The organism is Paenibacillus amylolyticus (genome assembly GCF_003719335.1).
Taxonomy (GTDB): domain Bacteria; phylum Bacillota; class Bacilli; order Paenibacillales; family Paenibacillaceae; genus Paenibacillus; species Paenibacillus amylolyticus_D.
In genome coordinates this window covers 57,887-70,967 of sequence record NZ_RIAS01000021.1, presented here as the reverse complement: position 1 = coordinate 70,967, position 13,081 = coordinate 57,887, and the positions used below count along the sequence as shown (strand labels likewise).

At 48.9% G+C, this 13,081-nt stretch carries 12 protein-coding genes and 1 pseudogene; 1 reads left to right on the top strand and 12 read right to left on the bottom strand.

What is annotated here, in order from left to right:
- The 6 genes and pseudogenes from EC604_RS26560 to EC604_RS29775 all read right to left on the bottom strand — a co-directional run.
- A pseudogene (locus EC604_RS26560) lies at positions 1–326 on the bottom strand (hypothetical protein); the annotation flags it as partial.
- A 414-nt stretch (positions 327–740) separates the two neighbouring features.
- Positions 741–1,220 carry a 23S rRNA (pseudouridine(1915)-N(3))-methyltransferase RlmH gene (gene rlmH / locus EC604_RS26550; protein WP_123067026.1) on the bottom strand — a complete coding sequence of 160 codons (480 nt, stop codon included), beginning with the start codon at positions 1,218–1,220 and terminating at the stop codon, positions 741–743.
- 730 nt (positions 1,221–1,950) lie between these two features.
- Complete coding sequence (locus EC604_RS26545) at positions 1,951–2,118, bottom strand: CxxH/CxxC protein (RefSeq protein ID WP_090923561.1); 168 nt, start codon at positions 2,116–2,118, stop codon at positions 1,951–1,953.
- Positions 2,119–2,454: 336 nt separating this feature from the next.
- Entirely contained in the window at positions 2,455–2,976 is a 522-nt protein-coding gene (locus tag EC604_RS26540; protein ID WP_123067025.1) for a hypothetical protein, read from the bottom strand.
- Between the two features lie 373 nt (positions 2,977–3,349).
- Positions 3,350–4,627, bottom strand: coding sequence for a S1C family serine protease (locus EC604_RS26535; RefSeq protein WP_123067024.1), 1,278 nt, complete (start codon positions 4,625–4,627; stop codon positions 3,350–3,352).
- A gap of 22 nt (positions 4,628–4,649) precedes the next feature.
- Positions 4,650–4,829 carry a hypothetical protein gene (locus EC604_RS29775; RefSeq protein ID WP_151458125.1) on the bottom strand — a complete coding sequence of 60 codons (180 nt, stop codon included), beginning with the start codon at positions 4,827–4,829 and terminating at the stop codon, positions 4,650–4,652.
- A gap of 393 nt (positions 4,830–5,222) precedes the next feature.
- Between EC604_RS29775 and EC604_RS26530 the strand changes: the two genes are divergently transcribed.
- The gene (locus EC604_RS26530) at positions 5,223–5,435 is read left to right on the top strand and encodes a hypothetical protein (RefSeq protein ID WP_090923564.1); all 213 of its coding nucleotides are present in this window, start codon (positions 5,223–5,225) and stop codon (positions 5,433–5,435) included.
- Here EC604_RS26530 and EC604_RS26525 read toward each other — a convergent pair.
- From EC604_RS26525 to EC604_RS26500, 6 genes are all read right to left on the bottom strand, one after another.
- Positions 5,404–6,210, bottom strand: a complete 807-nt coding sequence (locus EC604_RS26525) for an MBL fold metallo-hydrolase (RefSeq protein WP_090923565.1) — start codon at positions 6,208–6,210, stop codon at positions 5,404–5,406. The genes EC604_RS26530 and EC604_RS26525 overlap by 32 nt on opposite strands.
- Before the next feature lie 6 nt (positions 6,211–6,216).
- A complete protein-coding gene (yycI, locus tag EC604_RS26520) occupies positions 6,217–6,960 on the bottom strand; it encodes a two-component system regulatory protein YycI (RefSeq protein ID WP_123067030.1) in 744 nt (247 codons plus the stop codon).
- A 437-nt stretch (positions 6,961–7,397) separates the two neighbouring features.
- Positions 7,398–8,678, bottom strand: coding sequence for a YycH family regulatory protein (locus EC604_RS26515; RefSeq protein WP_123067023.1), 1,281 nt, complete (start codon positions 8,676–8,678; stop codon positions 7,398–7,400).
- On the bottom strand, positions 8,662–10,512 hold the full coding sequence (gene walK / locus EC604_RS26510) for a cell wall metabolism sensor histidine kinase WalK (protein WP_123067022.1): 1,851 nt from the start codon (positions 10,510–10,512) through the stop codon (positions 8,662–8,664). Before walK ends, EC604_RS26515 begins: the two co-directional genes overlap by 17 nt.
- A complete protein-coding gene (gene yycF / locus EC604_RS26505; RefSeq protein WP_123067021.1) occupies positions 10,512–11,234 on the bottom strand; it encodes a response regulator YycF in 723 nt (240 codons plus the stop codon). Before yycF ends, walK begins: the two co-directional genes overlap by 1 nt.
- Positions 11,235–11,524: 290 nt before the next feature.
- Positions 11,525–13,057 carry a peptidoglycan DD-metalloendopeptidase family protein gene (locus EC604_RS26500; RefSeq protein WP_123067020.1) on the bottom strand — a complete coding sequence of 511 codons (1,533 nt, stop codon included), beginning with the start codon at positions 13,055–13,057 and terminating at the stop codon, positions 11,525–11,527.
- Positions 13,058–13,081 lie beyond the last annotated feature (24 nt).

The window sequence follows — 13,081 nt, the reverse complement described above, 5'->3', positions numbered from 1 at the left end:
CCGTCTCCTGAATAACCGCCAGTACCCGTGCCTGCAAACGTGCTAATTTCCCCCGTCGGATCGACTTTCCGAATTCGCTGGTTACCATAATCCGCTATATACACATTCCCGCTGCTGTCTACGGCTACTCCGAACGGGTCTTTCAATTGGGCAGACACCGCCGCTCCCCCATCTCCTGAAAAGCCTCTACTCCCCGTACCCGCTACCCTTTTGATGATATAACGATCTGCAGCATAGGCTTTGCCCCCGATCCATTCAGGCAGCAGTGCCGATATCAACAGAACAGCTAAAACACAGGCCATAAGCTGTTTTATCTTTTTACGCATTCTTTTTTCCTCCTTCGTAGGACACTTCCCCGATCAAATTCATTCTTGCTGCAAATAAACCTTCTACTATTAATCACAATAATTCACCATAGTTTACCATGATAGATTAGCCCATTTATGAAACTTAAAGAAAACTTTAAACTTGAGTTTGCAAAAGATGAGGGAACAACAAAAAATGGGGCAATAGAGTCATGTCACTCACCAAAGCCATGACCCATTCACCTCATTATTTTCGAATCAGCACTATTCGATTCTCCGAAAAAGCTTTTTCTGATGGGACTTATGATCGATCTGCTTAATCCCAAGTTCGCTCTATTATAGGTATCCCTACTGACTCAGTTTGCAGACCTCGCGCAAAGCTCAGCGCTTCTTCAAAACACAATCTTACGTCTGCTTACAGTTTAAAATTTCGCCCTACTTATGATAGGGTTCACCCCGATTTATCTTCACTGCGCGATAAATCTGCTCCACCAGCACCAGCCGCATGAGCTGATGCGGCAGGGTCATGCGCCCGAAGCTCAAGCGCTGCTTCGCGCGGCGTAACACTTCATCGGAGAGCCCATGGCTTCCTCCGATGACAAACACGACATGGCTCGTCCCATACGTGCCGAGCTTGTCGATCTCTACTGCCAGCTCCTCGGAACTCCAGAGCTGGCCATCAAGTGCGAGCGCGACGACGTGCGCCTCGCTCTTCACATGCGCGAGGATGCGTTCGCCCTCGCGCTCTTTTACCGCCCTTACCTCAGCCTCGCTCAGGGTATCGGGCGCTTTCTCGTCTGCGACCTCGATCATCTGAAACTTGATGTACGGGGCGAGCCGCTTGGCATATTCCTGAATGCCCAGCGTTAAATATTTTTCCTTCAATTTGCCTACGCCAATAATTTGAATCAACATCTCATCATTCCTCCTGAATCGTCCTCTTGCCATCCATCTATATGTTAGATACTTCAATCGCATCGTTCATCCACACCATAATCATTCCAAACTCTAACGATCACCACAAACCTTATTCAGCCCGAATTGCCCAATTTTAAAATCTAGCGATCACAGATGACGCTATTACCCCAAAATTGAGCATTTTTCGCCCTGTTTGCTGTGATTTTCTCAAAATAAGCTCTCTACGGATCGTTAAAATTTCAACCATGCTCATTTTACCCAAATAAGGCTTCTCATGATCGTTACAATTCGCACTCGCCAACCACGTCCTTAATTCCTACCCAACATTCTAGCCCATCCTGCTTTTGCGGCTTCCCAGCTCATATATGCCAAAGCCTGCACCTTGCCGCTCACACCATCACCTTCGCAAAGTTCTGTAGCCACCACTTAAAACTCGCTAATTCTTAATTCCAGTCCATTCTCTTGTCACTTTTCATTCTCTTCGCTCTACCTCTTGCCCCTGACCATTCGCTCACCAGCACAAAATCCCACGCCACAGCCGCTCAATCCCCACAAATACAAAAAGAGCGCTCAACACGCTCTCTCTGCACCTTGCTGTGATGTTCATACCGGATCGAACCAAGTCTAACGCCAGAAGCAATGACACTACCACTCAATGCTACGCCATGCACAACAACATCTCATAGCAACATCGGATAACGCCCCTGGCGGCCTGCTCTACAGTACGCTAAACGACAAGGAATTCCGCGTGCTGATCGCACTCAGCGCATTTGGCAGGCGGGTCCCAGTCAGCAAATTCCGTCTCCTTCAAATCCACGATATCCGGAGCGTCCTCATATTCATCCACAAACATGTCGATGGCAATGTCCACGTGTTCTTTGCATACAACGTACATCCGTCAAGCATCCTTTCTGTCACCAGCTATGTTCCCGATTCACAACCGCTTATCCCATTACAGGATAGCCACTTCTCAGTTCTATCACACCTGCCGCGGAAAAGAAACCCCCGCCTCGCATATCCGTGCAAAAACTTGCCGCTCTTGCATCCAAAGGACCTCTTCCTCAAGATGTGCACATCTATCTTCTCCATAAGATAAAAAAGCACCCCTCAACGATACCCCATCAGGTACCATTGCAGGAATGCCCTATCTTAACTTCAAGTGTACGTTCACGCTTTTGCTCTATCCCTGTGATCTTGTCCGTATACTTATCCTTACCCCTCAGCTACCAGCCTACTCCAATCCCGACTGCGCCTTCGTGAGCAGTTTTCCACTTTGAAAAGCAATCACTGCGTTGCCGCCGTTGCCCGCGGTGCCTTTATAGTTATACACCACCATGTTCTCGGCTTCACTTAGCGCTTCACCTTCACCGCCTAGAATGTTGATGACCTCTTCCACGGTCATGCCAACCTCCAGCTTCTCATACTGGGCAAACGTGATCAGCACCCCGTCTCCTTTTCCAGCAGACCCGTTGTTTCCTCCAACCGCAGGCGACTGACCACCAGTACCTTGTCCAGCAACGCCAACTGTACCAAATTCGTTCAGCTTTTTCTCAAGTGCAGCAATTTTCTGTGCCTGCTCATCGCTTTTGATTCCCTGCTCGGTCAGCTTTTTCTCCAGCCCAGCGATCTTCTCCTGCAACGCACTCGTATCTACAGATGTAGCTGGTGTGCTCTCCGATCCACAAGCCGATAGCAACAGCATCGATAATGCCAATCCTGTTCCGCCAAGTACCTTTTTCTTCAATAGATTCATCTCCGAATCCCTCCATTTTCAGATTAGCCAGCCAGATCACACGTTATCCAGCTGTTATTTGCATCAACGATCTATGTAAACACATTAAAAATAGTTTACCATACAGGCAAACAAATGTATCTGCGCCTTTCGCTCCAAGTCTTTCTGTCTAGTTGTATCCTTCCCTACCCTCAGGTTCTACCTCATACCTCATGCCTCATGAACATAAAAAGAGTGGTCAGAAGTTCTGATCACTCTCTCTACTATCTATCTTGTCTCATGATCACCTTATCAGTATGACCATGTTCCATGACATATGATCATTGCAGTGAAAACAACCTGCACATCTTACCCCACTGTCACAGCCCTACAAACTCCATTAACTCGACAAGTCTTACTCCGGCTTATCGGTCAGCTTCACAGAAATCTTCTCCGCTTTACCATCCCGATAGAACGAAATCTCTAGTGTATCGCCGATCTTTTTCTTATCGTACAGGAATTTCCGCAGGTCGAGTGTAGAGGTAATTTTTTGCCCATCGAATTCCGTAATCACGTCGTTCAGCTTCATGCCTGCCTCGGATGCCGGGCCAGATGCCTCTAATACAACCACGCCGCTATCGACGTGGGATGGCAGTTTGAGGTCTTTGCGCTGATCATCATCCAGTGGGGCATACGGATTGCTCAGATCCACCGTGTACACGCCGAGATAAGGACGGGATACTTTGCCGTTCAAAAGCAGGGAATCCACCGTTTTCATCACTTCGTTCATCGGAATGGCGAAGCCGAGACCTTCAACGCCGGTATCCGAGATTTTCATCGTATTAATACCTACGACTTTGCCGTTCAGATCAACCAGTGCTCCGCCGCTGTTGCCTTCGTTAATGGCTGCATCCGTCTGAATGACGTTTTGCTCCCAGTCGTATACCCCGTCCTGGTTAATGGATACGGGCAAAATCCGATCCGTGTAACTAACGATCCCTGATGTCAGCGTTCCGCCAAGTCCCAGTGGGTTACCGATCGCCAGTACCGTCTGGCCGCGTTGCAGCTTGCTGGAATCCCCAATTTCTGCAGCAGCTCCGAGTCCCTTATCATCCGTTGATAGTACCGCGATGTCGCTCACCCGGTCCTTGCCAACCAGTTTGGCTTTATGTGTCTCCCCGTCTACGGTCACGATCTCCAGATCACTGGCACCTTCCACGACGTGGTGATTGGTCATGATGTAGGCTTTGCCATCTTCTTTTTTGAAAATAACTCCAGACCCCAGCGCGGAATCTTCCATCGACAGGCTGCTGCCTGTTTTATGATTCACGATGCTGACGACCGAAGGACGTACTTCTGCCGCAGCATTGATGATGCGGTCGTATGGATCAACCACCTGTGCTGTCTGTGCAGTTCCACCGCCTTGACCTGCCGCATTCGCCAGAGGTAACTGTGTTGCAGGCTGGCTAATGAAGCTAAACAGCGTAACCGTCACGATGGAGCTGATTACCGAACTGATCACAGCTACCTTGACGGTAGAACTGAATTCCGAGCGTGATCTACGCGGATTGCTCCAGCGATCACGTGCGCGTCTTCCGCCTCCCGGGCGGATGATCTGAAGTTTGCCTTTCTGTTCAGGTTCGGCGCGTCTTGATACCTTGGTTGAATAAAAATCGTCTCCAAACAATCCCATCGTGATCCTCTCCCCTTCGTTGTCACGCATCAAGACCCTGACTGCCGCCCAAGTTATTCATGGATAACCAGTGAAACCACTCGTTCCCCATGCCTTTTTGCATTTTTCTCAAAATGGTCTTGCACATCGCCGCATCCCGGAACCAGACCGGGAACGAACGTATATATACAACAGGATGGCACTGCATCCCGTGCTCTATCAATCATGCTCTCGCCTATTGCGAGATTCGAGATTCCATTTCATACGCAAAAACAGCCAAAATCATAATACTCCTTATATACTAAACACTTTATATCCCAAAAAGTTGCATAATTACGTAAATAAACGTAAATTTTCGCGATAACTCCCCTAACAATAAAGGTTCATACTATTTATCACCACAAAATGGGATACGCTAAGCGCTATTCTTTCGAATTCATTAAACTTTTTCAGTCTATTTTCATTCTGAGTTCCAAACAGAACAGCTGCAGTTTCAGCATACACATCCTGCCTAGAGAATGTTAGCGGCAAAAAGAGGAATGTTTTCCACCCAGCCTGACTACAATAATAGTAAAAGAACAATTCAAAGCTTCATAGAATGAAGGAGGATTCCACAATGGAACGCACACGAACACTCACAGCTATGGACGAAGTGCATATGGCGGCCAAGCTGGCCGATCTCAAAGAAGAGCATTACCGTAATACACTAGCACTTAGCACTATCATTGAACTGCTTATCGATAAAGGCATCCTGACCCGCGAGGAAGTGGAGCGCAAAGCCGCCGAACTGGACAGCTTTATGGCTCACCCACCCTATCCCATGGTGTAGGACGATCATAATACGTATCACAGAGCTTGAACTCATGATCCCGATAAAAACAGCCACGGCTTTCCATCGCATCACGCACCGACATTTTAGCCAAATCCATCATATTATGATCCCGGCTGAGATGTGCCAGATACGTTCGCTTGATGCGTCCGTTCATCAGTTCACTAAGCGCCGCACCTGCGGCTTCGTTCGACAAATGCCCGATGTCACTCAAAATCCGGCGCTTGGTGTTCCACGGATATCGCCCCATGCGCAGCAATTCGACATCATGATTCGCCTCCAGCACGAGCACATCCGAGTCCGAGATCGCATCGCGAACCTTGTCACTCATATACCCGAGGTCTGTTGCCACGGACAGCTTCTCGCTGCCATCATCGAACGTGTAACCAACCGGTTCAGCCGCATCATGCGAAATACCGAACGACTCTACGCGCAGCGATCCAAAGTCATGCTTTTCACCCGTTTCAAAAATCCGCCGGTTCTCCTCGGGAATTGCTCCGACTGACTTCTCCAAAGCCGCCCACGTATTCGTGTTTGCATAGATCGGTAAATTATATTTCCGAGACATCGCGCCTAGTCCTTTAATATGATCCGAATGTTCATGTGTCACCAGAATGCCGTCCAGTTCCGTTCCCGAAATCTCCCGTTCCAGAAACAGTGCCTCCAGCCGCTTCGCGCTGAGACCCGCATCAATCATGAGTGAAGTGCCCCCATGCTGAATGACTGTGGCATTACCTGTCGAACCACTGGATAACACCGTAAAATATATCCCCATAACGCATTACTCCCCTGGTTTATCTGACTTGGGACTGAATACATCCCCACTGATGCCCTGCACGTACAACACTTCGCCACTTTCCAGCACGAACCGCCATGCCGGCATCGCTACCTGTATATCTGAGTTGAACAACTGCCCGTAATAGCCCAGCTGAATATCTTTCACAATTGCATTGTTTGGCAAAAAGTTTTCGATCAGCGTTCCCAGCGCCTTTGACGCCGGAAGCACCTGCTGATCGCTCTCCTCGGCGGTTGTAATCCGCACGGGAGTCTGATGATAACCCGTGATTTTCTGATCGCTGTAGAACAGCTCCAGACTCACGTTAAAGAGCGGCCATTTGCCGTCCACCAGCGGGTGGAGCACAAAAGCCCCATCTTCCGCCATCAGCTGATCCAGCCGGTACGTGCCGATTTGCGGAATCTCCGCCTGCAGCGCGTCCGTCAGCTCGCTTGGCGAGAAAATCAGCTTGCTGTCCACCGGCTCCTCCAGCTCTACTTCCATACCCGACTTGTCCTCTTCGGTAAACTCATAGGACAGCTTCGGTAGCTTTGGCGTTTCATTTGGAATCGGCGCCAGCACCTGAATGCCCTTCTCTTCCATCGCCTGCTGTGTATTATCTGCGAGCGAGGTGAAGTCCAGATTGGCTCCAGCCGTCTCCCGCGCATCCATCCAGATCTGATACCCCAGCACCAGATTCAGCAACAGGAATGCATAAATTAATACATTTTTCGCCCGTCCCCAATCCAGACCATTCACCTCCTTATTTACTTGATCGCCTATAATAACCTTGTTTTCACGTTGCCCGTATCATAATAACCCGTGACCAGCCACAAGTTTTACCTTCTTGTTCAGGTACATAGAGTTTGTTTTGCCCCGTCTAGATTTGTTTCAGCTCGTGTAACTTATGTTTGGCTTTGTTTACCTCTATGCCCGTAGCCTCTTCAGGCTAACGATCACCACGGAGCTTATTTGCCCCGTTTTAGGCTCATTTTAATTCTAACGATCAGGAGAAGCCTTATTTCGCGTAAATTCAGACTTTTCAGCCACAATTAGCCCAATTTCACCGAAATAGCGTTCGTGGTGATCGTTAGATTTTCAAAACGTCGCAAATCTAGCATATAACGTCTCTGGTGATCGTTAGAATTCTACCAGCTACGTGCCAGCATGTCTCCATCGATACGAAGCTAAGACACCGTCGTTTCCTCACCATTACTAAAGCGGATTACCCAAACCGGGATCAGCTTCAGCCCATCTTCTATCGCCGATGGACGATATGCCGGGTATACATCCACGACTTTGCGGTTTTCACCCGCTACTTTGCGGATCAGATTTTTCAGCTTATCCCCGCCAGGCAGCTTGATGGACTTCTTCGTCTCCGCACCTTCGTTCAAATATTCCAAGGATCGTTCATAGCTCGATACCGTCTCCTGCTGCATTTCCATGTTGATCGTGCCGAAACGGAATTGCATCGAATCCATAATTGGAAAACTGCCGTAATACTGCTGGAACTGCAGCTGCGTTTTATTGTCAGCTGATCTAAGCATCATGCGTGAGCGCCCTTTCCAGCCGCCATGCTGATTGACAAAATCCACCGCAGACAGTGCATCCTTGGATGCGTCACTTTGTCCAGCCGGCGGTGCCGCCGGATCTGTATAGCTGATCCAGCGTTGCTCCTGTTGCACTTGCAGACTACGTTTGCTATCGGTATAAATCTCTGATCCGTCTTTTTCCCGAATATTCCGAGTCATGCTTGGATCAAAAAACAGACTGCGCTGCATCTGCTCTACCGTGAACTGCCCTGTCGGCACATCCGCCTCAATCGTATCCAGTGCCTGCGCCGGAATATAATACCCGCCTTCCATCAGCGTGTACGGTGTCCAGCTCGTCCCAAAATCGACATGTTGCTGCACATCCTGCACCGTCAAGTCCGCCTGTGTGGCCTCATAGACCACATCTCCCTTGGCACTGAAAAACAGCGCATGAGCCTTTGTCTCATCTGGAGTGGTATATATAGCAATACGGTTGATCGTCTCTCCCTGAAAAAGTGAATCCGTACCAAGACGCATCACACGCTGTAACAAAGCCACCGGTATGCCTTCCTTAAAAGACAACTCAAAGCCGGGGCTCTCCTTACGAATCTGATCCCAATTCACCGACTGCACATTACGACGCTGGAAATCCTCGAACGTCCGGCCTTTCAGCCTGGAATAGATCAATTGATAAAACGTATTGCCAGGATAAAACACCGTATGTTTATCCTGACCCAGATGAATAATCATCTGATTCGGGAAAATTAACTCCTCAATGTTACGCTCCTGACCCATATTTTCGGTCTTCACGTAGTTTGTCTCCGAGGTCACCACAGAGTCACCACCCCCAGGAAGACGATAGATCAGGAAGTAACTCTGGATCAGACTGGCTGCCACCAGTGAAGTGAGCACCAGAGATTTAATCCGTTCCTTCAAGGTGCTCACCTCCCTTATCACGCATTGGCAATGTGAACGTTACCGTTGTGCCAACGTCTACCTCAGACTCCAGAGAGATGCTTCCATCGTGAGCTTTTACAATTTCCCGGGCAATGGACAATCCAAGCCCTGTGCCCCCCATGCTGCGAGAACGTGCTTTGTCAACGCGGTAAAAACGTTCAAATATCCGATCCAGATCACGCTGCGGAATACCCATACCTGTATCAGATACGGAGATGGCTAACGTATGCTCATCGCTGCGCCGGGCTGCAATCGTAATGGTGCCGCCCTCCAGCGTATATTTCAATGCATTGGACACTACATTGTCCAGAACCTGATCAATCTGATCCCGATCTAACGGAACAGGTGGAATATCATTCTCCACAGAAAGCACTGACTGAATATCCTTCTGGTGCATCTGGAAGGAGAATCGATCCGTGACTTCCTCCAGCATCTCCAAAATATCGATAGGTTGCTTGCGCAGTAACGCTTCCTTGGAATCCAGTCTGGACAGATGCAGTAGGTCAGTCACCAAACGGATCATGCGCTCGGTCTCATTCTGAATGACACCGACAAAACGCCCGGCAAGTTGTGGATCTTCCAACGCCCCATCATCCAGCGCTTCGGCATAACTCTTAATAGTCGTCAGCGGTGTACGCAGCTCATGTGATACATTTGCCACGAATTCACGCCGGGAGTTTTCCAGCTCTTCCTGCTCCGTTACATCCTGAAGTACCGCAATTGTGCCGGTGATTCCCAGCTCACGCCGGTGCACAGGCGTGAACGTCATGCGAATCACTACCGGCTCCTCCTGACCTGCTGGAGCAATCTGGAGAAGTGTTGAGCCAGTAAAACCACTCGCCAGCGCTTCCGCATCCTCCGGATCAATGCCCAGCAGGACAGCAAAATGCCGGCCTTCAATGTCGGAAGGACGCATGCCCAGAATGCTGCTGGCACGGCGGTTGACCAGAATGACTTTGCCATACTCATCTGTCGCAACAACACCATCACTCATATTGGTAAGGATGGAGGTCAGCTTCTCCTTCTCCTCTTCGTTCTGGGAAAGAGCATCTCGCAGCCTGCTGGTCATATAGTTAAACGCCCGGCTAAGCTGACCAATCTCATCTGTGCCAAATACCGGTGTCTGCTGATCGAAGTTTCCTTCTGCAACCGCGGTTGCCCGCCTCGTCACTTCCTTAATTGGCTGGGTGATCGTATGTGACAGAATGACACCGAGCACCGCCGTTAACACCAAGGCAATCAAAATACCGGAGATGAAAATCTTGTTTATGCCTTCCATCGTCGCGTACAGCTCATTCATCGAAGCGGCGATGTAGACCGCTCCAATAATTTTGCCGCCGGATAATACCGGCTTGGCCACGACTTTTTTGCGAACATTATCCTCGTCTACGATATATTCCTCATTGTCCCGAATACCTTGCAACGCACGGCTGACAACGGTCTGGGTATTTTTTCGCCCAATATAATCAGAATGTGAACTTAACGAAGTCGTAAGCACCTTTCCGCTGGCATCCAGCACCTGAATCTCGGCGCCGTTGATATTAAACAGATTGTTGACCAGCACACGCAGGTTCTCCGTTTTGTCCTCTCCAGCCTCCGCTTCTCCACCAGCCATCGTCTGACCGACTAACACCGACAACATCTCTGCCCGTGCTTGCAAATCCTCCGTGAAGTTGCTGGTGAGCGAGTTCTTCATCGCACTTACAAAATAAACGCCGATCAATTGCATCGCAATGAGAATCAGCAGTACATATATAATAATTAATTTCGCCTGAATCGTTCGAAAGAACGAAAATTGCGAGAATCGGCCCATTATATCCCCACGCTTTTGGCACTGCGCACGAGATAGCCAAGCCCCCTGCGAGTCAGAATCGTTTCCGGCTTGCTCGGATTTTCTTCAATCTTCTCCCGCAGCCTGCGGATGGTCACATCCACTGTACGCACATCTCCAAAATATTCATATCCCCATACGGCTTGCAACAGATGCTCTCGTGTCATGACTTTGCCCGAATGCTTAGCCATATAATAGAGCAGCTCATATTCCCGATGCGTTAGATCAAGCGGTTCCCCGCCCTTGTATGCCGTATACATGTCCATATCAAAAGCCAGATCAAACAGCCGCAGGATCTGCTTCCCTTCTTCCTCTGGCGCTTCTACAATCGTTGCCGGTTTCTGCTGTCTGCGCATCTGAGCCTTGACCCGTGCGAGCAACTCCCGTGTGCTAAAAGGTTTGGTTACATAATCATCTGCGCCTAGCTCGAGACCCAGAACTTTATCAATCTCTCCGTCTTTGGCTGTCAGCATAATAATCGGGACCTCCAGATGAGCACGCACTTCTCGGCACACATCCATCCCGTCCTTGCCCGGAAGCATCAGATCCAGAAGCATCAGATCCGGTTTCTCGGATAACGCCAGTTCGACCGCACGAATACCATCAAACGCACAGATAACCTCGTATCCCTCTTTTTCCAAATTAAACTTCAGAATATCTGCGATGGGCTGCTCGTCGTCCACCACCAAAATCTTTCCCTGCATCGGCTGAATTCACCCCTATATCCTGCTTAATCCGCCACTGGCGCTGTCTCTCTAATCTATTGTATTGCTTATAGTCCATATCGTGTTGTGTGTTGAATATAGTCAACGACTTATACTCTCTAGTTTAACATACCTGAGGCACCGTCACATCCCGATCCCCCTCTTGGAAGCCGTTTCCTGAAAAAATATTTCACACCAAAAAACAAGGCCAGCTTTACAGCGAGCCTTGTTCTTATTTTAGCATCGTGACGCCATGCCTTGTGTCCTATACTTTATCTCGTGATCTATCCTTAATTCAGATATGTCATCGGGTTTTCAGCTGAACCATTTTTCAAAATCTCAAAATGCAGATGTGTTCCTGTGGAACGTCCAGTATTGCCCATCACACCAATGCTGTCACCCTTCTCCACCACTTGGCCAACATCAACACCGATGCTATTCAAGTGACCGTAGAGTGTTTCATATCCGTTGCGATGGTTAACGATGATAACATTTCCATAACCGCTCTTTTGGCCTGCAAAAGTAACTACACCTTCATCTGCAGATTTCACATCGCGATTACCGACCAGATCGACACCTTTGTGCTGACGTCCCCAACGTTGGCCGAAGCTACTGCTCATCGTCGCATTGGATACAGGCCATGCAAACTGCCCTGTGCCTTCGCCAACCACTTTGGTTCCGCTCAGCACTACCTCAGTCACCGCTGTTTTGAGAACTTCCTGACCCAGCCATTCTTCGCGAACGACTTCGCCATTTTCTTTGGTGATACGATACTGCATATTTTTCAACCCGCTTTGGCCTGGACGAACCACTTTCGTCGTACCTGCCTTCAGCTCGGCACTTTTGCGCACCTCAACCTGTGGTTTCACTTCGATCTGCTCTACCACTTGTTCCACGGATTTAACCGTAATCGCCGGCTTCGGTACGGTCAGAGTCAACTCTTGTCCAATCTGGAGCGATGTCTCCTTGATGCCCGGGTTATGTTTGCGAATCTCGCTTTGTGTAATTTCATATTTGGCTGCGATGGAAGAGATCGTATCTCCTTCACGCACCACGTAAGTTACAGGCGCGTCTTTACCAACGGTTAAAGCTTTAACCGCCTCGGACACATCCCATATTTTATTCGGGTCCGCCTTCACCGTATCCGTTGTCACTTCTTCTTTGATGTCTACGGATTTTAACGTTGTACTTGGCCCGTTATCTTTTTTGGAGGAATTAGCCGATACCGACTTGGTTTTCAGTGAGCTTCGCACAGCCGATGCCGGTATGTATTTGCTCTGTACTTGTTGCAGGATCTTGTCTGCCGTTTCCTGATCCTTCACAATGCCGACGACTTCACCGTTCACTTTAAGCTCCACGCCTTTGGCGTAAGCCGTTAACATATTTCCCAGCTTGTCCAGCGTTTGCTCGCTGTTCACTTCGGGTTTATATGCTCTTACCGTTTCCGTTGTGATACCATCTGTGTTCAGCACCATCTCTGCATCCGGATACTTCTCCCGGTATTCTTCGGTTTTTTTCGCAAACAACTGTTGCAGCTGTGCCTCATCTGCAATGGCGCCAACTTCAGTACCCTTGACGATAACCTTATAATAAGGAACCGTATTGGAAGCCACATATTGCTTAACTCCGAATCCAACCGATGCTGCAATTAGAATGCCACATGTTGCAGTAATGATCCATTTGCGCGATGACAATATTCTTTTCTTATTTGAACTGAAGTTGGACATGCTCATGCTGTTTTTGTCTTCGGCCGTCCGGTGTTCTCCGGATTGTTCGTGTACCCGGTGTTGATCCGGTTGGCGTTTGCCTCTGAAACCTTTCATGATTCTCTCCTTTTCAGTACTTCT